General features: G+C 41.2%; 22 protein-coding genes and 1 pseudogene. 8 read left to right on the top strand and 15 right to left on the bottom strand.

The annotated features are described in order from the left end of the window. Nucleotides 1-8: 8 nt before the first annotated feature. Nucleotides 9-461 carry a cupin domain-containing protein gene (locus UYK_RS0120285; protein ID WP_009456344.1) on the bottom strand — a complete coding sequence of 151 codons (453 nt, stop codon included), beginning with the start codon at nt 459-461 and terminating at the stop codon, nt 9-11. A gap of 77 nt (nt 462-538) precedes the next feature. Continuing rightward, nucleotides 539-1,306 carry a cysteine hydrolase family protein gene (locus UYK_RS0120280; protein WP_026086532.1) on the bottom strand — a complete coding sequence of 256 codons (768 nt, stop codon included), beginning with the start codon at nt 1,304-1,306 and terminating at the stop codon, nt 539-541. Nucleotides 1,307-1,390: 84 nt separating this feature from the next. Between UYK_RS0120280 and UYK_RS0120275 the strand changes: the two genes are divergently transcribed. The 4 genes from UYK_RS0120275 (at nt 1,391) to UYK_RS0120255 (ending at nt 6,100) form a co-directional block, all read left to right on the top strand. Further along, nucleotides 1,391-2,788, top strand: a complete 1,398-nt coding sequence (locus UYK_RS0120275) for an amidohydrolase (RefSeq protein WP_009456342.1) — start codon at nt 1,391-1,393, stop codon at nt 2,786-2,788. 72 nt (nt 2,789-2,860) lie between these two features. Next, nucleotides 2,861-3,013, top strand: coding sequence for a zinc ribbon domain-containing protein (locus UYK_RS27830; protein WP_200860997.1), 153 nt, complete (start codon nt 2,861-2,863; stop codon nt 3,011-3,013). A gap of 182 nt (nt 3,014-3,195) precedes the next feature. Further along, a complete protein-coding gene (locus tag UYK_RS0120260; protein ID WP_009456341.1) occupies nt 3,196-5,295 on the top strand; it encodes an S-layer homology domain-containing protein in 2,100 nt (699 codons plus the stop codon). 184 nt (nt 5,296-5,479) lie between these two features. Continuing rightward, on the top strand, nt 5,480-6,100 hold the full coding sequence (locus tag UYK_RS0120255; protein WP_009456340.1) for a hypothetical protein: 621 nt from the start codon (nt 5,480-5,482) through the stop codon (nt 6,098-6,100). Nucleotides 6,101-6,360: 260 nt separating this feature from the next. Here the strand turns inward: UYK_RS0120255 and UYK_RS0120250 are convergent, their stop codons facing one another. Both UYK_RS0120250 and UYK_RS0120245 read right to left on the bottom strand, forming a co-directional pair. Continuing rightward, complete coding sequence (locus UYK_RS0120250; RefSeq protein ID WP_009456339.1) at nt 6,361-7,662, bottom strand: YARHG domain-containing protein; 1,302 nt, start codon at nt 7,660-7,662, stop codon at nt 6,361-6,363. A gap of 485 nt (nt 7,663-8,147) precedes the next feature. Beyond that, entirely contained in the window at nt 8,148-10,094 is a 1,947-nt protein-coding gene (locus UYK_RS0120245; RefSeq protein WP_009456338.1) for a DUF1565 domain-containing protein, read from the bottom strand. A 337-nt stretch (nt 10,095-10,431) separates the two neighbouring features. Between UYK_RS0120245 and UYK_RS0120240 the strand changes: the two genes are divergently transcribed. Both UYK_RS0120240 and thiS read left to right on the top strand, forming a co-directional pair. Further along, a complete protein-coding gene (locus UYK_RS0120240) occupies nt 10,432-11,577 on the top strand; it encodes a thiamine phosphate synthase (RefSeq protein ID WP_009456337.1) in 1,146 nt (381 codons plus the stop codon). After that, nucleotides 11,543-11,755, top strand: coding sequence for a sulfur carrier protein ThiS (gene thiS / locus UYK_RS0120235; RefSeq protein WP_009456336.1), 213 nt, complete (start codon nt 11,543-11,545; stop codon nt 11,753-11,755). The genes UYK_RS0120240 and thiS overlap by 35 nt, the downstream gene beginning before the upstream one ends. 436 nt (nt 11,756-12,191) lie before the next feature. On the opposite strand, the gene UYK_RS0120230 is transcribed toward thiS, so the two are convergent. From UYK_RS0120230 to UYK_RS0120220, 3 genes are all read right to left on the bottom strand, one after another. After that, nucleotides 12,192-12,797, bottom strand: coding sequence for a hypothetical protein (locus UYK_RS0120230; RefSeq protein ID WP_009456335.1), 606 nt, complete (start codon nt 12,795-12,797; stop codon nt 12,192-12,194). Between the two features lie 23 nt (nt 12,798-12,820). Beyond that, a complete protein-coding gene (locus UYK_RS0120225) occupies nt 12,821-13,162 on the bottom strand; it encodes an MFS transporter (protein ID WP_009456334.1) in 342 nt (113 codons plus the stop codon). A gap of 501 nt (nt 13,163-13,663) precedes the next feature. Beyond that, a complete protein-coding gene (locus UYK_RS0120220; RefSeq protein ID WP_009456333.1) occupies nt 13,664-14,002 on the bottom strand; it encodes an ArsR/SmtB family transcription factor in 339 nt (112 codons plus the stop codon). Nucleotides 14,003-14,392: 390 nt separating this feature from the next. On the opposite strand from UYK_RS0120220, the gene UYK_RS0120210 reads away from it, so the two are divergent. Continuing rightward, nucleotides 14,393-15,094 carry a glutathione binding-like protein gene (locus UYK_RS0120210; RefSeq protein WP_009456331.1) on the top strand — a complete coding sequence of 234 codons (702 nt, stop codon included), beginning with the start codon at nt 14,393-14,395 and terminating at the stop codon, nt 15,092-15,094. Between the two features lie 152 nt (nt 15,095-15,246). Here the strand turns inward: UYK_RS0120210 and mgtE are convergent, their stop codons facing one another. The 5 genes and pseudogenes from mgtE to UYK_RS25320 all read right to left on the bottom strand — a co-directional run. Beyond that, on the bottom strand, nt 15,247-16,644 hold the full coding sequence (gene mgtE / locus UYK_RS0120205; RefSeq protein WP_016872048.1) for a magnesium transporter: 1,398 nt from the start codon (nt 16,642-16,644) through the stop codon (nt 15,247-15,249). Nucleotides 16,645-16,686: 42 nt separating this feature from the next. Then, nucleotides 16,687-17,838 carry a baeRF7 domain-containing protein gene (locus UYK_RS0120200; protein ID WP_016872047.1) on the bottom strand — a complete coding sequence of 384 codons (1,152 nt, stop codon included), beginning with the start codon at nt 17,836-17,838 and terminating at the stop codon, nt 16,687-16,689. Nucleotides 17,839-18,243: 405 nt separating this feature from the next. Next, the gene (locus UYK_RS0120195; RefSeq protein WP_009456328.1) at nt 18,244-19,521 is read right to left on the bottom strand and encodes a sensor histidine kinase; all 1,278 of its coding nucleotides are present in this window, start codon (nt 19,519-19,521) and stop codon (nt 18,244-18,246) included. A 378-nt stretch (nt 19,522-19,899) separates the two neighbouring features. Next, nucleotides 19,900-20,058, bottom strand: coding sequence for a DUF4351 domain-containing protein (locus tag UYK_RS25670; RefSeq protein ID WP_083819798.1), 159 nt, complete (start codon nt 20,056-20,058; stop codon nt 19,900-19,902). A gap of 180 nt (nt 20,059-20,238) precedes the next feature. Further along, nucleotides 20,239-20,385, bottom strand: a pseudogene (locus tag UYK_RS25320) (DUF2887 domain-containing protein); the annotation flags it as partial. 210 nt (nt 20,386-20,595) lie between these two features. Between UYK_RS25320 and UYK_RS0120190 the strand changes: the two are divergent. Continuing rightward, nucleotides 20,596-21,309 (top strand): hypothetical protein, encoded by a 714-nt coding sequence (locus UYK_RS0120190; protein WP_016872046.1) that lies wholly within the window; start codon nt 20,596-20,598, stop codon nt 21,307-21,309. Here UYK_RS0120190 and UYK_RS0120185 read toward each other — a convergent pair. The 3 genes from UYK_RS0120185 to UYK_RS0120175 all read right to left on the bottom strand — a co-directional run bounded on the left by UYK_RS0120185 (nt 21,306) and on the right by UYK_RS0120175 (nt 23,146). Then, on the bottom strand, nt 21,306-21,995 hold the full coding sequence (locus UYK_RS0120185; RefSeq protein ID WP_009456326.1) for a response regulator transcription factor: 690 nt from the start codon (nt 21,993-21,995) through the stop codon (nt 21,306-21,308). The genes UYK_RS0120190 and UYK_RS0120185 overlap by 4 nt on opposite strands. A gap of 196 nt (nt 21,996-22,191) precedes the next feature. Beyond that, on the bottom strand, nt 22,192-22,629 hold the full coding sequence (locus UYK_RS0120180; protein WP_009456325.1) for a YidH family protein: 438 nt from the start codon (nt 22,627-22,629) through the stop codon (nt 22,192-22,194). Between the two features lie 301 nt (nt 22,630-22,930). Further along, complete coding sequence (locus tag UYK_RS0120175) at nt 22,931-23,146, bottom strand: chlorophyll a/b-binding protein (protein WP_009456324.1); 216 nt, start codon at nt 23,144-23,146, stop codon at nt 22,931-22,933. Between the last annotated feature and the right edge of the window lie 230 nt (nt 23,147-23,376).

Here is a 23,376-nt window from a genome sequence, read left to right as displayed (position 1 = left end):
TAATATCTTCAATTTGAAATAAAAGCATCAAACCTACCAAGCACAGCCATATCTTCCGCATCAAATTCCACAGGTGTACCACTGCGAATGAGTTCGGCAAAATCTTCATTGGGAACCATAACAGTCAACGTATATAAACGTCCCGAACCCGTATTCTCAATCACGTGAGTACCATTCGGAGGTACTAACAAACTATCCCCAGCTTTAATTGCTACACTTTTACCATCACAAGTCGCCCTACCCTCCCCCTTGAGAACAAAAAACATCTCTACAGCAAATTGATGACGGTTTGGCGGAGTTTTACCACCAACATCAAAAATTTCCACACAACAAGTCAAAGAAGTATTAGCGATCGCTGGATCAAATACGATCGCTAAACGATTTGTATCCTGGGGGCTAATGCGATAAACTTGGTAATCTTTGGGAGATTTGACAACAGGAATTACACAGCAATTGATCATATATTTTTGTCCTTTTTTGTTGATTGTTGATTGTTGATTGTTGGTTGTTCTTCCAAACAACTAACAACTAACAACAATCAACTAATTGCTTTTAAAATTTCTTTTGAATCTGTGACAAAACCGAAACACTGCTTGACGTTATATAGTGTTGCCAACCAACAATATTCGGGAGAAGTTGTAGCTGTACAATCTTTAATCAGTATGCAGTCGTATCCTAAAAAGTTGGCATCTTGTAGAGTAGCCATGACACATTGGTCAGCATTAACACCAGTAAAAAATAGTGTCGTTCTACCCAAGTTCCTCAAAATGCTATCTAAAGGAGTATCCCAAAAACCACTCATTCGGTATTTATCGATACAAATGTCTGCGGGTAATTGCTCAAGCTCATCCACTACTGCAGCTGCCCAACTACCTTTCATGAGTACCTTAGCACCGTTGCTAGGGAGTGGATCGCCTAATCCCACACCTTCACCTGTAGGGTTGTAGACGTGATGTACGCTTGCACTAATATTGAGTAAGTCAGGACGATTTCCCCAATTTACCCATACTATAGGAACTCCAATCGTCCGCAGTGTTGGTAGGAGATTTTGCAAAGGTTTGATTGGTTGACGCGCTGGGGTGACATCTACACCAATGTGTGCTAGCCAACCATGAGGGTGACAAAAATCATTTTGCATGTCGATGACGAGGATGGCGGCTTTTGCTAAATCAAGGCGCAGACTTTTGGTTTCTGTTGTTAAGATAACGGGTTGTGGGTTAAGGGGAGGACGAGTGATATCTGCGATCGCCTGATTTACTGCCCAAGTGTTTGGTGCAACTCCTAATTTCCGAAGAGGCAGATCCATAAAAGCAACATCCAACATCATTGTTTACTTTGTAACTTGAAATTAGCTTCTTGAGTTTGATTACTTAATTAAGGTTAAACATTAATGAACTTTACTATTGAGAATGCTTTAATTCCTGTCGAGGATGGTTACACTACCGTTGATGTGCAAGTTGTTGAGGAAAACATCACTGCGATCGCACCCGGGCTAGAAGTGGTGGGAACCCCTATTAACGGTGAAAATAAACTTTTATTACCAGGTTTCTTCAACGCCCATACCCATTCATCGGAAATGTGGCAACGGGGGATCATGTCTATGCTACCTCTAGAATTATGGCTAGCAGAACTCTACGATTTCGCACCTCTCGATCCAGAAAAAGTTTACCTTAGTGCCTTGGGAACAGCAGTGGAAACTCTACTTTCTGGTGGCACAAGTGTCGTAGATCATTTAGTATTAATACCTGGTAAAGAACTAGAAACGATCGCCACAGCAGTTCGTGCTTACAAAGAAGTTGGTATTCGTGCCTTTGTTGCACCTTTAATTCAAGATGAATCGATTACTGCTGGGATTCCATCTGGGCAAACCCAACAAACCCATGAACCTTATTTTCGCTCAACTCAGGCAACATTAGAAATTATCGAAGAAGCGGTAAAACAGTTTCATCGTCCAGAAGAGGGTGTTAATATTCTTGTAGCCCCGACTGGTATTCAACTGTGTTCTGATGCCTTATTTGATGGATGTAGACAGCTAAGCGAAAAGTACAATCTTTGTCGTCACTCCCATTTACTAGAAACTAAAGCGCAGGAAAAACTTGCCCAAGAAAAATACGGTTGTACTGCTGTTACACACCTAAAGCGCATTGGTTTTTTAGACTATCGCACAACTCTAGCACACTGCGTCCACCTCAGTGACAATGACATTGCCATCCTTGCTGAGACTCAATCTACTGTTGTCCATAACCCCCTAAGTAACTTGCGTTTGGGTAGTGGTATTGCCCCGATTTTAAAATATCGGCAAGCAGGGGTAAATGTGACTTTTGGTTGTGATGGTGCATCTAGTAATGATTCCCAAGACTTACTAGAAGCGATCAAAATTGGTTCTATTTTACATAACGTCACAGATTTAGATTATCAACACTGGATTACACCCCGCCAAGCAGTAGAAATGGCATCTTTGGGCGGTGCAAAGGGATTGAATACACAAGACAAACTTGGTTCTCTTAGCGTTGGGAAAAAAGCTGATTTAGTACTTTATGACCTCACCAATTTATCACTACTACCACGTACAGACCCAGTTGGTTTGTTAGTTTTAGGACGCCCTAGCAATGTGGTTAGTGATGCGTGGGTAAATGGCAAACAAATAATTGCTGATGGCAAAGTTAGGACTATTGATGTTGATAATTTGCGACAAGAATTGTTTAATCACAGTCAATGGGATACTCAGCGTCAGTCTCAAACGGTCGCCCAAATTGAAGCGCATTATCGATTAGTGATGGGTTTGTGATGAGAGAGCGATCGCACGTATTATGTGGTGTAGGCGATCGCTTGTCAATTTCTATAATTTGTAGGATTTTGCTTGAACGAAGGCAGGAGGCAGAAGGCAGGAGGATCAATATCCCAAACCTGCCCTCAATGTGGCTATAAAAAGAAAAAAGAGTTATCCCAACGTGTGCATAGTTGCGACAACTGCGACTTTGTTGCTGACCGTGATGTGGCACAGCTATGGTAATACTTAATTATGCCAAGGGGTTAGGAACTAGCCTCTCAAACGCCGATGTTGATCCTCTTTCTAAAAACCCACAGCTTTGTGGAGGGTTTAGGAAAGTTCAGCAGTTGAAGCGTCAGAAACCTCGCACGTAGATTAAGCGGAGTGCGTAGGTAGTTCATACATTCGCCTAATCATCACAATCAATGGTCAGCTCTACCCTGGTTGCTACACTTTATGTCAACCCCATAACGGGGAATAATGCCAATGCTGGGTCACGCTTAGTTCCATATAAAACCCTTACCCATGCCTTAAAAGCATCCAAAACAGGAATGATTATCCAACTGGCACCGGGTAATTACAACACTGCCAATGGTGAGATTTTTCCCCTCATCATCCCAGCTGGAGTCATGGTAGTGGGTAACGAAGCAACAAAAGGACAAGGCATTATTATTTCTGGAAGCGGAGAATATCAAAGCGAAAGTTTTGGGCTGCAAAACATCACACTGCTGCTACTAGATGATGCCAGTCTCATGGGTGTGACTGTGACAAACTCGATCACCAAAGGCACAGGTATCTGGATTGAATACGGCGCACCAACTTTAGCCAATAGTACTTTAGTCAACTGTGGGCGAGAAGGTTTATTTGTCAGTGGTACAGCCAAACCAGCAATTCTCGATAACCTATTTACCGAAAATGGTGCTTCTGGACTGGTAATGGCGCGTAATAGTAAAGGAGAAGTGCTGCGGAATGTAGTTCAAAAAAATGCCATCGGCATTGCTGTCAGTGACTTTGCTGCTCCTTTAATTACACATAACAAGATATCAGAAAATCGAACTGCGATCGCTCTATCTCGAGATGCACGTCCAGTACTGCGACAGAATGTCATCGAAAAAAATTCCCAAGGCGGTTTGTTAGTAAACGGTAACGCCATTCCCGATTTGGGTAGCACTCAAGATCCTGCTGGTAATATTTTTCGCAGCAATCATGGTTTTGATGTGCAAAATGCTACATCATTAAAATTAGTTTCAGCTGGAAATCTATTAAATCCCGCGGGGATCAAGGGTTTGGTAGAACTGAGTGCAACTGTTGAAGACACTGCCAAACCAATATCTGTGAACACGAGTTTTGCTGATATGACAGGGCATTGGGCAGTTGCTTTTGTAGAAGCTTTACTCAGTAAAGGCTTAATTAGCGGCTTTGGTGATGGTACGTTTAAACCAGAAGCCCCCATCACCCGCGCTCAGTATGCAGCGATGATTACTAAGACTTTTGAGCTACCTCTGAAAAATAAATACAGTAAATTTACGGATATAAAATCCGATTTCTGGGCAGCCGCAGCCATAGAAAGGGCTGCTAGTATGGGGTTTATAAGCGGATTCCCAGATGGTACATTTCGACCAGGACAAAACTTAACAAAAATTCAAGCAATAGTATCGATAGTAAATGGGTTACAACTAAGTGGTGGTAATCCAAATGTGTTAACCGTGTATCGCGATCGCGCTCAAATACCCAGTTATGCCATTGATGCTATGGCAATTGCTACCCAAAAACTACTAGTGGTGAATTATCCACAAACCGAAATACTCGAACCTTTGCGGGATATCACGCGCGCTGAGGTAGCAGCATTAATTTATCAAGCATTGGTGACTAGCGGTAAGCAAAAACCAATAATTTCTCCTTACATTGTCAATCCCGATGCGGATATTGCCTCATTCACCGATCTGAGAGGACACTGGGCAGAAGGATTTATTCGGGCATTAGTAAGCATGAATTTAACTCGTGGTTTTGCTGACGGTAGCTATAAACCAGATCAAGCAATGACTCGCGCCCAGTATGCTGCTTTAGTAGCAGCTGCATTTAATCCTATTGCTAAACGCCCAGCACCAGAATTTACTGATGTACCCAAGGATTTTTGGGCATACAAGTCCATCCAACAAGCAGCACAAGGCGGTTTTGTCGCTGGTTTTAATGATCGCACCTTCCGCCCCCAACACAATGTACAACGACTCCAAGTAATCGTTTCTTTGGTGAATGGACTGAGCCTACCAGCAGCCAATACTGATGTATTATCTAGCTTTAGCGATCGCAATACTATTTCTGACTATGCCCGTACAGCAGTCGCCACAGCAACTGTACAAAAAATTATCGTCAATTACCCAGATACTAAAAAAATTGCACCAACGCGAGAAGCAACACGGGCAGAAGTAGCAGCAATGGTATATCAAGCATTAGTCGCGATCGGGCGATCTCCAAAAATTAATTCACCCTATATTGTTTCCCCTTTTGCAGTCGGTAACGAGTAGAATAAAAGACATTCTTTTATTGCTAAAGATAAAGAAAAATAGTTATGGGGATTGTTAGTAGTTAGTAGTTGGTTGTTAGTTGTTGGTTGTTCACCACTATCCACTATCCACTCACCATTAATAATCTTCAAAACAAATAAATTTACTTCAACTATCTAACAAACAGTAGCAAAAAGCTAGCTATATGCAACGGGAGCAAAATTTAGCCCTATTGCCTCAAAATGAAATCCCACCATTTACACCAAGTTTGGGAACATCTGCCGACTTGGCAATAGCCTTATTGATTCATTACAGTTTTGATCTCAGTGGTTATCAAGCTAGTGAGTTGGTTAATCGTTGGCAACAGCAATACTCTGATAGTTGGTTACATATAGCAGTGATTGAAGCCCTCTATCAGGGGCGTTACAAAGCGATATCAGTACAGCAAATCTTAACACTTTGGCAGCGCCGGGGACAGGCTGTTTTTCATTTCAATATGGAATTTGAGCGCCTAATTTGTAGCAAATTCCCCGAAAGTTTAACTTCAGTGTCAACGTGGTCTCAATTTTCTGCTTACCATACTCCTCGTGCTGATGAAGAGAAAAAAGAGGAAGTGGAAACACAAAGACACAGAGACACTAAGATCGAGAAACACGAAGAAATTTCTCCCCATCTCCCCATTACTTCCACTCCCAAACCACAACGACAGCTTCTCCCGGCTGCTGTCAATCATTCTCCTATCGAACAATTTACCCCCCAAACAAGCGATCGCTCTTTGTCGTTTACCTCAAAACTGAAAGCGATGTCTAATAGCAAGCTAATATGAAGATAAGAGGCTATAGGGAATAGGAAGATAGAGAATTATTAATTATGTATAATAGTTTGGCTAATTACTTTCGATATTATGCTTTGTTATTGGTTATTGGTCGTTGATTATTTATTTCTCCTATGACCAATTACCCATTAAATATTACCTTTTTAATAATTTACTTATATTAATAATTCAAAATCTAAAATCGGATGGCAGGGGCGACAGAAAAACACCCTGGTTGAAGTCGCCCTTCAAACTAAGGTAGTTTAAGGTAGTTATGGGTTTAGCGTCATGCCATGAATACGCTGGTACTCACGTATCATAATGGCATTCTTCAACTCTATTTGGGAAAGAACAGAGTCAGGAAACTCTCCTGGTGCATAACGAGGTTTATACCAACTTTGACTCTCAAAGTAACGCTGTAGCTTTTGCTCTTTAAATCGACGACCATGACGGGCATAGATTTCATTACGCATGAACGTTAATTCCTGCGCACTCAATCCCTTAAGATCTGCTGAGGTAAGCAATCGCTGCTGAAACAGTGGCTTTGATGTTGCAGCCAATACCTGAGAGTTGGGAAGTGGGGATTCATTTTGATTCAAAGTAGGTTGTTGCTTGGCTGGTTGTGAAGTAATCTCCAAGTCGATAGATGTCGGCAGTGGCGGTTCAACTTGATTCAAGCTAACCTGGTTATTTGTTAGTTGCGAATTAGTTTTCGCTTCTGGTTTGATCGATTTGGATAGCAGCGGTTTTACTTGATTTAGACTAGCTTGGTTCTTTGCTGGTTGTGAAGTAACCTGCGATTCGATATCCTCGGATGGTTCAACAGCTTTAAAGCTTGTCTCTGGAAGATCAATTTCTGGTGTACTGATGTTAATTTTCTCTAAGGCGTTAGTACTGTATGCAGGGTTAAGATTGGCATACTTCTGTACTGTTTTCTGCAACTTAGTATTAGCTGAGGCAAATTGATCTGATAAAACAACCCAAGAGGAAATTCCTCCAACAGCAAACCCTCCAGCAAACATCATTGAAGCTAGTCCTATCTTAGAACTTAAGCCTACACCTGATGACTGACTAGAGACTTTTGTGTGTGGTCTGGGGTTTAATGAATTTGTCTGGGATTCTCGAGTGTAGTGTTCAATCTCCTCCAGGTTTTCATCATCCAAGAATATGTAAGAAATTGTATCCAGCAATTTCTCCCGCTTCACTCCTTTGTAGGTTGGGTATTCTTGGGTAGACTCTGTTGTTGATGCAATAGATTCGCCAAGAGGGTAGTGTTGGATGGGAAATACTGATAAATCAGCAGGTTGGTGAGGATTTTGTTTGATAAAATCTGCTCTGGGTACAACAACTCTTTGAATTAAGGTTGTTTGCTGGGAAATTTCTTGTTGTATCTGTGACTTAGGTTTGTTTGCAGCCATTTGAGTTTCTGGAGAATTCATATCAATCTTCCCGGAATCATTCTCTGTAAAAGTTAGGGTGAGTAGATTCGGGATGCTGCACAATTCCTCCTGTTGTGTATCATCTGGCTCGTAAAGGTTGGTCTCATTAAAAGTTGTCCTATTGCAAGTATCCATGTTGCTGTTGAGAGTCTAGGTGGTTATCTTTGTTGCAAGAGGTGTTCGTGAAAGGATTAACACACTAGTGTGTCTCACTAAAGTACTAGGAAAAACATGTTACAGTTAGCTTTTTTACGATGAATTTTATCTATCATCTCAAGCTACAGTGGAAATATGCAACTAGTTGACCATCGATTTTGACACTATTTTCTACACTCAACTGAAAATAGAGGCAATGGAAAGATGGGGAAAAAGGCGGAATCAAGGGAAAAGAAGCAATTATTAAATTAATATTAAACAACTCAACACTGAAGCAATGGTCAATAACCATTGACCATTTACTACTGATATCATGTCCGACTAATTGCTTATGGTATTAAAGATTGGATCTTGAGCATTGGGCATGGTGAAAAAATAACTCATGATCACCAATTACCCATTACCCATTACCAATTACCGACCCCGACGGATAATAGTAAGTGTTCAAGCGGACATTAATATGACTAGTATCCAATTGGCTCGATCATAGTTCTCAAACCATTATTGTTAAGAATAGTTAACATTTGCTCAGCGTTATGGCGGTTGCTAAACACTCCTGCTTGCATGACTGCTCTACCCTGCCAGAAAGTAGGAAAAGCACCAGGTGCCAGAAATCTAACTAATTCCTGATCTTTTTGAGTTTGTACTTCTGTTATCACCCGGTAACGCATACCGAGCTCGCCACCAGCATAAGCTGTAGTTGTAGAATTTTCAGATACTGGTAGTTGATTACCAACAGAAATATTACTGCTCGTAGGTGGTGGTTGCAGTGCTGGCAATGTTTGGATTTGATTTGTTGCCGTTGTTACTGGTGTGGGTGTGACTGGATTGATGGGGGATTGGGGTTGGGGTGCAACAAATTCGATTGTAGGCGTTGCCATCTGTACATAATTTACTTGTGGTGTAGTCGCTTGTTGTTGCCAACCTGCGACTGTTTGTTTAGGTGTCAAGCTACTAGGAATCGGAAATCCCGCAGCATTTCTTAAGGGAAGTGGTTTTGGTTTAGGAGAATTTGTCACTACTCCAGAAGTGACTGGTCGTGCGGGCTGTTTTGGCTGGGTAACAGTTACCACAACTTTAGAAGTAGTATTTGCTGGTTGTAATGGCAACAGTTGGCTATTTAATGGTTTTGCAGCATTGTTAGTACTAGAAGATACAGCAGCCGGGGGAGGGGGTAACTTCCCTGTGGAGGTAATGGTATTAGTAGAGACACTGGGAGCAGAAAAGGTGATTTCTTGAGTGACTTGTGTTTGCTGGGTGCTATTTTTGGCGATCGCAGCAGATGATGAGTTTTCAGTCGTAGCTATTGTACCGCCAGTGTTGACGGTACCAACAATGCGATCGCCAGCAATAACGTTTCCGTAGGCAGCTATTATCTGCTTAGCAGCACTAGCGTTGATATCATAACGGGCATTATTACGAAACTGATTACCACCGGCTTCGGAAGTGTTACCTAAATCTGGTTGTGCTTGCCCTAATACTACCAACCCATCTTCTCTATTACCCTCAATTACGTTCTTCCGTAAAATGGGACGAGAAGAAGCTTGCACAATGATCCCGCTTCTATTGTTGGTAATTTGATTGTTCACTACCACAGGTTGGGCTTTTTGAGCAATATTAATGCCAAAGCCTGTTTCCTGAAATACATTATCTCGTATTTCTGCACGAGAGGCATCAGTAACTGTAATGCCATTGGCACTGTTGCGATAAAAGAAATTGTTGCGGATTATCGGTGCAGTGTTGCCGATTACTGTAACTCCATCTTGAGTATTACCAGTGAATGTATTTTCTGTAACTGTAAAATTACTAGATTCAATCCATAGACCGTAACCCCCTGGGTTGGAGTTTGTCACCGTTACCCCTGTTAGTGTTGCTCCTTTTGCACTGACAACAGCGACATTTTTACTACCAAAATTCCGGCTCAGGTAATCATCACCTCCACTAATGATAATGCCACGGCCTTTGCTACTGCCATTACCTTGAAGGGAAACACCAGGCTTGAGTATCAAGGGGAATATTTCTCCAGTTGCGGTGCTATAAGTCCCTTTAGCAAGCTTAATTACAGTGTTGGGAGTAGCAACCCGCAAAGCCTGGGTAATCGTTTTGAAAGGAGTGCTTTCACCCCCATTTCCCTGCTTGTCATCCCCGGTACTAGGATTGACAAACAATGCGTTTACCTGAGAAATTGTTGTCTGGCTGGGTGTCTGAGCAATAGCTGTATCAAAGTAGCAGTTCAAAAGCATCAAACTTGCTACTCCCATACCAGCAGCGTTAAACAATAAACTCGCGGAACGGTATATCAAAAATATTGTCACCTCCAAGTACGGATGTGATTTTTGTTTTTGAGTAATCTTATTGTCTGGTAGAATGTCATCCTGACAAGGCTTAGAAACAATGGGGGGGTAAATCACCTTTTCTGCACTCCTTACAACCAACTAGCAATTTTTATACTCTCTAAATTGCAAAAATGTCGATGATATCACTCATATATTGAATTGGTAATTGGTAATTGGTAATGGGCAACTCGGGGACCCCACTCCCTATGATCGTGGGGATTAGGAGCAACAGGGAATGGGGAAAGGTAATATTGATAATTTGTCTTATACCCAATGCTCGATCCCCAATACCCCTTACTTAGGGGGTAGAGGTTGTAGTAAAAATATTTTATAATTCCTACTTTCTAATTCTTTATCTCGAATCTCAAATCTTTAATAAATCAACAATAGACATGAAAAAATTATTGCAACTATGAAACGGACTGACTGTTACGATCTAAACACTAATGGGATTGTTGTAATGGTCGAGCCATACAGCCAAAGAGAGCAAAGAAATCTGGTTATTTACCGCATTTTAGATGCGAATTTAGACCGTGCGCGTGAAGGCTTGCGAATTATTGAGGAATGGTGTCGCTTTGGCTTGAATAATGCCCAGTTCACTGGGGAATGCAAGGGAATGCGGCAAGAATTAGCAAGCTGGCATACTGCTGATTTACGGTCAGCACGGGATACATTGGGCGATCCTGGTACTGAGTTAACTCATCCCCAGGAAGAACAGCGTGCGAGTATCAAATCTTTGCTGCAAGCTAACTTCTGTCGAGTACAAGAAGCTATGCGGGTACTAGAAGAATATGGCAAGCTTTATAACCCAAATATGGGAAAAGCTTTAAAGCAGATGCGTTACCGAGTGTACACCCTAGAGAGTAATTTGATGGGTTATCAACGGCATCAGTTACTGCTGCGATCGCATTTGTATCTTGTTACCTCCCCCACTGATAAACTACTAGAAATAGTCGAAGCTGCTCTCAAGGGAGGATTAACCCTAGTACAGTACCGGGATAAAAACGTTGATGATGCTGTCCGCTTCCAACAAGCTCAAAAATTACGGCAGTTATGTCACAACTACAACGCCATTTTTATCATCAATGACCGGGTAGATATAGCTTTGGCAGTTGATGCAGATGGTGTACACCTGGGACAGCAAGATATGCCCATTGCTGTGGCTCGACAATTGCTGGGGCCTCACCGCATAATTGGTCGCTCTACCACAAATGCTGATGAAATGCAACGGGCAATTAAAGAAGGAGCAGATTATATAGGTGTAGGGCCTGTTTATGAAACTCCTACAAAAGAAGGTAAGCCTGCTGCTGGTTTAGAATATGTTAGTTACGTCGCTAAAAATTGCTCCATCCCTTGGTTTGCTATTGGCGGTATCGACCCCAACAACATCAATGACGTGATTGATGCTGGGGCAAAGCGTGTAGCAGTGGTGCGTGGAATCATGCAAGCCGAACAACCTACTTTAGTGACGCAATATTTTCTATCGCAGCTGAATCGTATTCAACCAGATCCTGATCATTCCTATGTCGAATCAAATTACTATCCAGATCAATGGTGAACCTCGTAGCTGCTTGCCTCAAACTCTTCTACCCGAATTACTTCAACAATTAGGGTTCAATCCTCGGTTGGTGGCAGTAGAGTACAATGGTGAAATTTTACACCGTCAGTATTGGCAGGAAACAAAAATACAGCAGGGCGATCGCTTGGAAGTAGTCACTATTGTTGGTGGGGGTTGAAGAACAATACAGTTTAGTTAGCACAGGCGCCATTACCCAATCTTGGGGCAAAGCTTCACGGCTATAAACTTCCAAACAAATTTAAGTTGTATTATGGGAATAATTCAGTAAAATTGCCCAATATTCCAGAATAATCTTAGACTTGTTTGTAGTTTCTGGTTGAGAATCCTATTTTGGGGGCTATTGCACAATACGGTTCAGTTAAGGATTTTTAGTACAAAAAATCGACCTGTAGAGACGCGCTGTTTGAAGTGTCTCTAAAAGAGATCATGGTCTTATCTGAACCGTATTAGTTTAGGTTCAGCTTGCCTGTAATATCAAGTTCGTATGATTATTTATAATTCCCGTTTACCTCACCCCGCCTTCGGCACCCCTCTCCTTAGCAAGGAGAGGGGCTGTTCTTGTGAGGTTTTTGACTATAAGTGATTAACCGAACTCAATATAACTCTTTTTGTTTGTTAATTTGCTGACATCTACAGAAAAGCTTTACATATAAATAACCAGAAAAATAAACTAAATTAACTGCTATTAATGATCCTTTCCCAACCCAAGATTGCAGTAATGGAAATATATAAAAAGTCGCTATTAATACTAATAATTTTTCCATCAAAGATACCACTCTGCCGTGATACTTAGGGTTCCAATAAGAGATAGGACTAATAAATCGGTAATTACTGAACGGGAAAAAGTGTCTGTGGGCATCTTCATTATGGACAGGCAAATCACCCAAAGCATGTAAAAAAGCACTAATCCCAATAATTTCTACTTGCCACCAGCCAAAGTAATGGGCAATAAAAATACTAATTAGTGCCAAAGGTATAGAATGAAATGCATGAGTGAAATTTTGCCAAAAGGATTCAAAGTAGGTTTCTGACCAAATTTGATAATCTGATTGCCGACGAATTACTTTTGCCCAAAAATACATAACAAACATCGGTACATCTGGAAGTACTGCACCACAAACAATTGCCAGAGTAGCTGTCGGCTGCTGGGGATCAATCAGAATTGCCAGGTTGAGAATAGCATGGCTGGGAGTGTTCATTTAACTGATAACTGATAACTTCTTCAACACGGTTGTTGGAAACCCTTACTATCTGTGTAATTGGCATAAATCATCTGGGAAACTTTCGGTGGTTGCTCACCAATATGAAAAGCCCGCGCCTGTTCTTCTATTGCCTTATCTGCATTAGTAACTCGTACAAATTGCCGCTTGTGTTCTGCCCAAGATTCTACAAGCGTTGTTTCGATAAACCTGCCAGGCTGGGATAAATCATGATACAACCCCCATTGAATTGCACCATCACGCAGACGAATATTTCTCAGTACTTTCATCACTTTGGTGAATTCATCAGCCTTGGCTGGGTCAAGGAGCCACTGCGCCCTTGGGGGTTCCCCCCGTTGTAGCACGTGGCGTCACCTGGCGTTGGTGATTAGCCCTGTTCTGTCACTCTCGGAAAACAATAATCTCAGCCAACTTCTGAGACTTTGGTTTCATCCGGGTTTGAGGCTTTATTTTCTAACAGAAACTAAAATTTATAGACTAAAAGTGGAAACTAAAGCCCCGTAACTATTTGAGCGATTGGATTCTCCCAAAGTGACAAATGAGGGTTAGGGGCAATGGGGAGATGGGGGAAATATTGAGCTTTTATTAAGAATAAGAAATAATAGGACGGAAAGCAACTTTTTAACAGTTATCAGTTATCAGTTGCTCTTTTTGATGACTGTTCCCCATTCCCCGTTTCCTGATTTTAGTAATGCTAGTACCAACAGTTTATGAGCATCTTGGTTTTGTAACCAGCAATGAAATGTGCTTAGATATTTAATTTATTTCATGGTTGGTAGTTGCTTGTTCGTGGGAGGTTGGTCGTTCTTCCAAACAACAAACAAAAACCAACAAACAACCAACTATTAACGACTCTTCAACATCGATTCTTGACTCAGTAATGGTTGTGCTGATCGCAACACGACATCCAGCAATCCCGGAAACAATTGTTCTAAATCTTCTCGCCTGAGTGAATTTATGTGTTGTGTTCCCTCTTTACGAGTCCAGACTACGCCAGACTCTCTTAAAATTTTAAAATGATTGGACATGGTGGACTTGGCGATCGCAAAATCAAAGTCAGCACAACATTGCTCTCCTTTGGTCGCTAACTGCCGCACAATCTCTAAACGCACAGGATCGCCTAAGGCATACAACACTCCCGCTAATGATATATGTTTTTGTTCTGGGTGAAACAGAAATCTCATACTTGCACAATCGCTTAAATTAGATTATATTTTACTTATTCGATTTTATCGAATAAACAAATTAAAATGCTGAACCAAAATTGTGACGTATAATTTTTATCTCAAGTGAATCTGCAATCCAAATTCCAGTGGAAATGATTCACTATGGCATGACCAAAACAGCCCAACTAGCCATTTTTCGTGGTTTCGCAGAAATGACTGCTGGTAGTGGAGTCACAGTCAACGCTGTTTGAGCAGGATCTAACCCTAAAGAACAAAGTCTGATGTACTTAGAGAATTAATTAGAAAGCTAAAAATCAAGAAAAAGTCCCCTTCTAGGGCGAGGCTTGTATCCCAGTTTTCTGGTCAATTATTGAGCAACAAAAGCACAACCAAATCGGAGGAAAATTCATGATAGAGCTTTACTATTGGACAACACCCAACGGTCACAAAATTACCATGTTCTTGGAGGAAGTCGAACTTCCTTACACAATTATTCCTGTAAACATTGGTGCAGGCGATCAGTTTAAACCAGAATTTCTCAAAATTTCACCCAACAATCGTATACCTGCGATTATTGACCGTGAACCTGTTGATGGTGGTGAGCCAATTTCAGTTTTTGAGTCTGGGGCAATTCTGTTGTATCTGGCAGAAAAAACTGGGAAATTGCTTCCCAACAATGTGCGCGATCGCGTTGAAGTCCTACAATGGTTATTCTGGCAGATAGCAGGATTGGGTCCAATGGCTGGTCAAAATCACCACTTCAGTCAATATGCACCAGAAAAAATTCCCTACGCCATCAACCGTTATGTCAATGAGACAGCAAGATTATACGCTGTACTGAATAAAAGGCTGAGCGATCGCTCCTTTGTCGCTGGTGACAATTATTCAATTGCTGATATCGCCGCCTATCCCTGGATTGTTCCCTACGAACGCCAAGGGCAGAAATTAGAGGATTTTCCTCACCTCAAGCGTTGGTTTGAAACAATTCAAGCACGTCCAGCCACAATCCGCGCCTACGAAAAAGCAGAAGCATTTAAAAATCAAACACTTGACGTCGAAAAATCGCGGTCATTCTTATTTAATCAATCAGCGCAGACAGTGCAACCTTGAGAAATGCAAGTTGCGAAAATTATCTTTTAAAAACTGAGTCATATCATGTACGTTTGAAGATTTATCATATCTATGAAGTCGGTAATTGGTAATTGGTAATTGGTAATGGGAAATACCAACTAAATAATTCTACGGAATCTATAGCAGCTTCTTTATAGTTGTAAAATGGCTCTTGCTAGCATGAGATAAATAAAAACTCCCAAAACATCTACAATAGAGGTAATAAACGGGGCTGACATTAAGGCTGGATCTAAACCGATTGCACCAAATAAAAAAGGTAAGCCAGAACCTGACACCGCTGCTAAGATAGTGATAGTGAGCAGACTTGTTCCTACAGTAATTGCGATTGGCAAACTATCTTCCAAGAAGTAAGCCCAAAAAATCACTGCAATCCCTAAGATCGCCCCCAACAGCGCCCCTGTGATTGTTTCTCGCGTCACTACTTGCAAAGCTTTTTTGACGCCAACTTCCCTGAGATTCAAACCTCGAATTACCACCGTGGAAGATTGCGCTCCCACATTTCCACCAGCGTCAATCAATAAGGGGATAAAAGCAGCTAAGGCAACAACTTGTTCTAAAATATTCTCCTGAGCGCTGATAACAGCAGTAGTGCCAGTATTAGCAATTAAGAGAACAAATAGCCAGACAACCCGTTTCCGAACTGCTGTCAACACGTTCGTCTGAAAATAATTATCACCTCCAGCTTCCACCGCACCTAGTTTGTAAATATCTTCTGTGGTTTCTTGCTCTAAGACATCCAGCACATCATCCACAGTTACGATACCAACTAGACGCTGTTCTGTATCTACTACGGGTACAGCTACTAAGTCATAGCGTTGGATAATTTGCGCTACTTCTTCTTGGTCTGTGTCTGTGTAAACGAATACCACATCACGAGTCATAATTTCACCCAGTCTTTGTTGAGGCTGAGCAATCACTAAATCTCTAAAGGAAAGAGTTCCCGTGAGGCGGCGTTCTCTGTCAGTCACGTAAAGATAGTAGATAATTTCAGTAGCACTAGCTAAAACGCGAACCCGCTCGATCGCTTGGCTGACTGTTAAATCTTCCTTTACAGAAAGATACTCTGTAGTCATGATCCGCCCAGCAGTACCCTCTTTGTAGCCTAAAATTAGGGCAGTAGCTTCGCGTTCAGCTGGACTGAGTTGTTGTAATAGCCTCTCAACAACAACAGCCGGTAACTCGTCAAATAGTCGCGCTCGATCATCCGGCGACATCTTATCTACTATCTCGAGAACTTCTTGTTGTCTGAGTTCTGCAATCAAGGACTGCTGGATACTGGAGTCGAGATATTCATAGACTTCAATAGCCTCTTGTTTGGAAAGTAAGCGAAAAGCTATAGCCTGCATAGCTTTTGGCAAACCCTCGATCGCTTGGGCGATATCCGCAGGTTGTACAGGTACTAATAGGGCTTTCGCTCCCTGGAAGTTTTGTTGTTGCAGCAGTGCTTCGAGTTGCGATCGCACTAACTCCACAAGTTCTTCTCGAGACACACTGGGTTGTCGTGAAGAGGAAGGTGGATTTTCAGTCAAAGGACACCTCCTTAATCAAGATTTACAGCGACATGAAATTAGCTAGTAGCGGAACACAGCAGCTAGCGGCGTATTATCTGGTACTGCTTCCGGCTCAACTGCATAAACTGTTCCACCGTTTAATAAAGTATGAATGGCAGCAAAATCCATTAAGTCCTCGTCACCGATTTCTTTTTGTTGATGCAATTCAACTTGATTCTCATCGGGAGTAAAGTATCCCCATTGCTGCACCCCAACCGCAACAAACAAAGTATCAATTAGCTTGTAGTAAGCCATCGGAACAATTTCGTTAATATTGTTACTAGTTTGTCCTGTACCTGCTAATTCTTGATAGCGCTCAGCTGCTGTTTGTTGAGCTTGCTCATATTCAGGCTGGACAATCTTCCAGGCTAACGAGTGTAACTCTTCTGGTTTTAAATCCTCTGGATTACCTGTAACTCCTTCATCCAGCAAATGGGGATAGGTATTCGCTTCTTTGTAAATTGAAAACAGATATTCCACCCCAGCCAATACTAAAGGTGCTTGCTGATTCTTGAGCAGTTCTTGCAGTCCTTCATTCACCTGACGAAAGTATCGCAGGATCTTATCTTTTTCCTCTTCATTACCAGCACCATGACCATGAAATATTGCAGCGCGATCGCCACCGCCTCCTTGTGGTGTACCAGTATGGAACTGTAACTGTTTATCAGTAGTATCATATTTCAGTGCCTCGGCAAGACTTTGAGGCACGTTTTCTAACTCAATCTCGTTCACACTATAGCGTGTACCTTGAAACAATCTCACTTGATTTTGGCTGAGAGCTAGGATATAAAATTGTCCATCTCCTGTCAGTAGAGATAGCAATGGCTTGAGGTGGAAGCGGTCATTAACAACTACTAATTCTGCAAAATTAAGTGGTAAACAGTAATAACTAAACACATTTTTAGATATAAAAATTGCTAGTCCATCGCTTTGGTGTTGCCAAAATTCATAGTTATCAATTTCTTGTGCTGGTTGCAGCAAATCTCTAGCATCTTGAGCGCGAAGACCACTTTTGATCAGTTGTTCCTCTGCTTCTCGCATCAAATTTTTAAATCGAATAGGGTTTTGTTGCGTTTCTGTGCCTAACTTAATAGTAGGCATATAAAGTGAGACACAATATCCGTCTGGTTTTTCTACTAGAGTTTTTAGTTCATTAATAGACAACAATTTCATGTCTTTTCCTCCTGAATCAAAATACCCAATCTTAAATTTTTGGATTTACACCTAAAAATAAAAAAGTGAATCAAAAATTCACATTTTTGATTTGCAGTTTATTTAAATATTTAATCCGGTTGTCATTAAAGATATTCATAGTAATATTGCTTGGGATTTTGTCCCAAATCCCAGGCAGTATGAAGATAAATGGGGAGAGAAAAAGTCAAAAGCTAAAAATCAAAAGATTTTTGATTTTGTACTTTTTACTTTCCCCATAGCCCTATTAGCCAAAACACCCATGGGTTTCAAACCCATTACACACAACAACTAGAGGTCTAAAGGAGTGTAAGTAACTTTTTTCTCTAGCTATCTTCAGTATTGCCAAAAAATGTGAACAGAAAGTGACAACACCAACTAATGTGGCTATTTAAGTGGCAGAATTATTTGAAAAGTTGATCCCTTCTCGACTACACTTTTGACACTAATATGACCACCGTGTGCAGAGACGATTTGTTGGACAATCGATAACCCTAAGCCATATCCGCCAGTTTTGCGCGATCGCTTTTTATCCACCCGATAAAATCGCTCAAAAATATGTGGTAAATCAGCTTCCGGAATACCAATACCATTGTCTATCACTTCAATTACAGCCCAATGTGACTGGGTGAATAGCCGCAGTTGCACTTGACCTCCAGCAGGACTATATTTGCAGGCATTATCGAGCAAATTAACTACTGCTTGACGCAGCAAGCCGACATCACCCAGGACAATCACACTGCCAGTTGGTAAAGTATAAGTTAGATTCAGATGTTTTGCAGCCTCTTGTGTTGTATATTCATCTGCTATCTGTACAAGCTCACTCTTTAAGTCAACTTTTTGCAAAGATTCAGAAGATAATCGACCTGCATGACGCGCTAGAAGTAGCAGATTATTCACCAAAGTATTCATTGACTTGGCGACATCAAAAATCTTCCCAAAGCGCTGACGCTGTGCTTCTATATCATGAGATTTAGATAGTAAGCCATACTGGGCATTGCTAATAATAGCTGACAAAGGCGATCGCAATTCATGGGAAGCATCAGCGGTGAAGCGTTGTAGCTGATCGTAGCTGTCACGAATGGGTTGCATTGCTATTCCCCCCAAGTACCAACCAGCTAAACCGATAACCCCCAATGTTACTGGTACTGTCAACAGCAAAACCAGCCGTAACTGGGCTAGATTATTTTGAGTAGATGTCAGTGGTGTGGCAACTTGCAGATAACCGATTAATAAATTATCCTGGTAAACGGGTAGCGTTAACTCACGGAGCCAAGTCACGGTGGGCGCTCCTTCTGAGGAGTAAAATGTAGTCTTAAGAGTGCGAAAACCAGGGATTATTGTAACCTCCGCCTCTGGAGTCTGACCGAAAAATTGCACCAACTGCCCTTTTGTATCGTACCACCGTGCATATACGAATTCAGTACCCTGTGGTGGCACGTTACTCCCTAAAAGCGGCACATTTTCTAGATCTAACTGTTTTTTACGCGGATCGTACTTCGCGTTCACTGTCATCAGTTTGGATTTTTTGTGAAGTAAGCGGTCAAGATCCTTTAGTTCGTCTAAGACTGCTTGATAGTAAAGAACTCCCGCAAAAACAACCAAAATGCTCCCCATCGTTAGGGTAAACCATAAAGCTAAATTGCTGCGACTGCGATGAAACATGAAACTAAGGCGAGAGGCTTATACTATGCAGATGTCGCTAAAATCCTCTTATATCATGTTTGCTTGAATACTTATATTGTCACGTGGGCTGATAATAGGTAATTGGTAATCGGTAATGGGAAAAATCAATAACCAACAGCGAAGCTTAATAATATCAGCAATTAATCCAACTTGAGATTAAAGCGCGTTTATAAAAGAGTTTAAAGACGATACATATTGTCTTATTTTACTACCTAGACTAGAAAAGCTAAACCCATCACCATATCTTTCGTCGCTCAGATTCCTGGTAAGCTCACCGGAATTGCAACTCGCCCTGAGTGCGCCTTGAACTGAAGTTCAACCCTCATAGCCCAAGTCCGTTAAAACGGAGAAGTTAGGTCAAGTTTTTCCAAGTCTGCTGCTGACAAGTGCGCACCCATAACTTTGAAGCGCTTCTAACCAAGACTGCAAATCAGCCAAACTGGTAAAATCTAACAGTGCTTCACTCAAATCGCCCCTCTCTTTTAAATCTGGACGTGCCCGTTTCCGAGCATCCAGCTTCCGATATTCTTAGGGTTAAAGTTCTAATGTCTCCTCAACGGTAGGACTTGCCTTTCTAGCTTACTTGGCTCACCTACATCAAAAAGAACAGTTATACGTTTTGAAATCTTTAATTTCAAAATATACCTTAGTCATACATCCCTAGTTTCTAGGTGTTCCTACTAAGAACGAGCCGCACTCTTTTTGAAACTGTACCTCACAGAAATACACAATTCCAGCATATTCGTTTTCCGGTGGGAGAAACACGCCGTCAATCTCAAATTTAGGTTCTTTGACAGCTACCGAATCAAATTTATAGCGTTGCTGAATTTGGTCATGAATTATGTTTGCATATCATTGTAGAGACGTAGCATTGCTACGTCTCTACTAAATTTATTTGTTAAATCTGCCATAAATTTAATCACACATCGCTCAATATCGGTATTTCCCAAATCTATTTATCACTATTACAAAATTTTCCGTATACTGATATCTTGCACCTACGCCATATCCCGCCAATAAATTTATTTATTGGCGCTGTGCAAATTTGCTGCAATGTATCAGTATAGCTGCTTGAGATTGATCAATGTTAGCTTGTTTGGTGATATTCGATTTATCCAAATTTTAATCCGCCTACTTGTTGCCAAACCAGTTCCTTGCTATATGTCCTTGTCCCAATTGTTGCAAAAACTGCACTCTTCCAAACTAGAATATTTACTGCCTCTGCCACTACTCCTAGTTGCTTTTGGACTGGGTGGTGAATCGTTGACAAACCTACTATTAAGTCGTTCCTACACTACACCAGACAAGCTCCAAGCTGATACACACACAGCCAAGGTTAAGTTTGCGACCAATGTGCTAGTAACCGAAGTTGAAATTGAAAAAGAACAGGGGTTTACCGAAGTCGAACTTCAGACCGCAAACTCTGTACTCAAAAAGTTAATATTCAAAGTTCCAGCTACAGAATTAAACTCTCTAAAAGCCATTATTGCTCAAGAAATGGGAGTGTCTGGTGAAGTAAAAACTCTGCAAACTGATACACAAATACAAATGAAGTCTGAGGTTCAAGTGCTAGGAATCCTAGCTGAAATAGAAAAAAAGCGGGGATTTACAAAAGTTGAGGTCAATACCGCCAAATCTATACTTAAAAAATTAGAATTTGAGTTTCCTGTCACAGAATTAAACTCTGTAAAAGCCATAATCACTCAGGAACTGGGACTTTCCCGTGAAGATGCCAGAATGTTCGTAAGCTATCGGATCAAAAATTAATAAGTATTAAAGTTATCTGGTGCTTTCAAACTATAACCCATACCATAGACAGTTTTAATCCAATCGGCTGCATCAACTAACTGTAAGCGATGCCGCAACTTGCGTACAAGTACGGTCAATGCATTACTTTCTGGTTCCCTACCCCATTCCCACAACGCTTCTTCAATCTGCTCACGGGTTAAGACTTGGTTGCGGTGACGCATCAGGTACTCTAGCAATTGAGCTTCTCGTGGTGATAATTCCACACAGACTTGATTGCGTTCAACAGTTAGGTTACTTAGATGTAATTGTAAATCTGCAACACTGAGACTGTCTCCCACCCACTGGGGAGAACGCCTCCCTAAAGCACGTACCCGTGCTAAGAGTTCTATCAAGTCAGCAGGTTTGACAAGATAATCATCAGCTCCTGCATCTAAACCTGTAACTTTATCCAGTGTCGTATCCTTAGCAGTGAGCATTAACACAGGTGCAGTTTTGCCAAGAAGTCGATATTGACGGCAAAGACTTAACCCGCTAATTGTGGGCAACATCCAGTCCAAAATTAGCAAGTCATAATCTTTTTTGGACAATAACCACTGTGCAGTTTCTCCATCTTCAACCCCATCTACAATATACCCGGCTTCCGACAGCACACCCTCCAATGGTTCTAATTGTTCGGGATCGTCTTCTACCAGCAATATTCGCATACAGCTTTTTGGCAACCAACACAACTATAAATTGCCAGCCTCCCTGATTCATAGTAAAAAAACCAAAATTTCCTCTCGTCTTCCACCAGTAAGATTTTGATACAGATTTTGGATGCCTAGATTGTTCAGACAGAAGAAACATTACGTTTCTGCCAATAGGTACTTTTTAATAAAATTTAACTTCAACAGACATCCTCTAAAACCAATTTCGAGATTGTGACGGAGTTAATTTCCTCTGTGAAGGAGGTACTGTATTCCGCATTATCAGTAAAGGAAGACTGAAAAATCCGAACAGCATAACTATTCCTGCTATCACCCAAACCATATAACGCATCGGTCGATAGTCACCTTTCTCTATTTGCCAGTAAGCCTGGTTGTATCGCCATGCTGCAAAGGCAATAGTCATAATCCCAAAAATTACCAAAGCAATTCCTAAATTTTCGGAATTAAAAAAAGCGTGTGATGGTGGCTCTTGTTGTGTCACGGTAAAATTAAGCTGACGCAAAAATAGACCAAACCTAGCAATAGCAAAACCAAAACCAATGAATGCGATCGATGTTCTCAGCCAAGCCAGAAATGTACGCTCGTTTGCCTGATGCTCTCTTTGTCGGTCAACTTTGGGTATTTTGTTCATGACTTGGTATCTTAATCTTTATATCCAAAGCAGAACATACCCTATTTAGTTTTGCAGATACTCCATCTGACGAATAAATTTCAAAGTACTCATCATAAATTGCTTTCACCAGAGTGAGTAACACCAATTTCCTTTAAACGTGAAACATATTTTCTCTTTGTGTCTTCGTGTCTTTGTGGTTCAAAAATTTTTAAACACTAAGTATTTTGAGGTGATAGACCCGCAAAAAGTGTAGAGATATAAAAACTTTACATCTCTACATAAATAAAAAAAGCGTCAGTGATATAGACAACCTAGTTATTTACAGGTTGGCAAAAAGACCAAATACACCGTGTCCTGTGAACACTTCTAATGCAATCAGAGACACAAAGCCAATCATTGCCAAACGACCGTTGAGCAATTCAGCATAGGGAGTGAACCCTGTGCGATCGCCTTGTTCATCTACGTAAACCCTTGGCTCGATCGCAAAGTTGTTCATTTTACCTTGGTCGTCAACAATAGCACCGTTTGTACGCATGGATAATTCCTAATGAATAAATGAGATTATTGCATTTATGTAAAGAATAGTAACAATAAAATTAAAAATTGTAAAGAAAATAAGCTGGCGATCGCGTGGGTTTTTGGCGATCGTCAAATAACTGAAGAGGGTAGAAGGAACAAAAGTATGGGGATTTCTCTATCTTCCCTGTTCCCTATTCCCCATTCCCTTGTGCTAACACTAATCTTCCTTCTTTATATGCTTGTCGC

The sequence above is a fragment of the Fischerella thermalis PCC 7521 genome, assembly GCF_000317225.1.
GTDB classification, from domain to species: Bacteria; Cyanobacteriota; Cyanobacteriia; order Cyanobacteriales; family Nostocaceae; genus Fischerella; species Fischerella thermalis.
This window is presented reverse-complemented; position numbering and strand designations above follow the sequence as displayed.

Coding starts and splice junctions, on each gene's coding strand:
- UYK_RS0120285 (WP_009456344.1), bottom strand. CDS start 461: ATGATCAATTGCTGTGTAATTCCTGTTGTCAAATCTCCCAAAGATTAC.
- UYK_RS0120280 (WP_026086532.1), bottom strand. CDS start 1,306: ATGGATCTGCCTCTTCGGAAATTAGGAGTTGCACCAAACACTTGGGCA.
- UYK_RS0120275 (WP_009456342.1), top strand. CDS start 1,391: ATGAACTTTACTATTGAGAATGCTTTAATTCCTGTCGAGGATGGTTAC.
- UYK_RS0120260 (WP_009456341.1), top strand. CDS start 3,196: ATGGTCAGCTCTACCCTGGTTGCTACACTTTATGTCAACCCCATAACG.
- UYK_RS0120255 (WP_009456340.1), top strand. CDS start 5,480: ATGCAACGGGAGCAAAATTTAGCCCTATTGCCTCAAAATGAAATCCCA.
- UYK_RS0120250 (WP_009456339.1), bottom strand. CDS start 7,662: ATGGATACTTGCAATAGGACAACTTTTAATGAGACCAACCTTTACGAG.
- UYK_RS0120240 (WP_009456337.1), top strand. CDS start 10,432: ATGAAACGGACTGACTGTTACGATCTAAACACTAATGGGATTGTTGTA.
- thiS (WP_009456336.1), top strand. CDS start 11,543: ATGTCGAATCAAATTACTATCCAGATCAATGGTGAACCTCGTAGCTGC.
- UYK_RS0120230 (WP_009456335.1), bottom strand. CDS start 12,797: ATGAACACTCCCAGCCATGCTATTCTCAACCTGGCAATTCTGATTGAT.
- UYK_RS0120220 (WP_009456333.1), bottom strand. CDS start 14,002: ATGAGATTTCTGTTTCACCCAGAACAAAAACATATATCATTAGCGGGA.
- UYK_RS0120210 (WP_009456331.1), top strand. CDS start 14,393: ATGATAGAGCTTTACTATTGGACAACACCCAACGGTCACAAAATTACC.
- UYK_RS0120200 (WP_016872047.1), bottom strand. CDS start 17,838: ATGAAATTGTTGTCTATTAATGAACTAAAAACTCTAGTAGAAAAACCA.
- UYK_RS0120195 (WP_009456328.1), bottom strand. CDS start 19,521: ATGTTTCATCGCAGTCGCAGCAATTTAGCTTTATGGTTTACCCTAACG.
- UYK_RS0120190 (WP_016872046.1), top strand. CDS start 20,596: ATGTATCAGTATAGCTGCTTGAGATTGATCAATGTTAGCTTGTTTGGT.
- UYK_RS0120185 (WP_009456326.1), bottom strand. CDS start 21,995: ATGCGAATATTGCTGGTAGAAGACGATCCCGAACAATTAGAACCATTG.
- UYK_RS0120180 (WP_009456325.1), bottom strand. CDS start 22,629: ATGAACAAAATACCCAAAGTTGACCGACAAAGAGAGCATCAGGCAAAC.
- UYK_RS0120175 (WP_009456324.1), bottom strand. CDS start 23,146: ATGCGTACAAACGGTGCTATTGTTGACGACCAAGGTAAAATGAACAAC.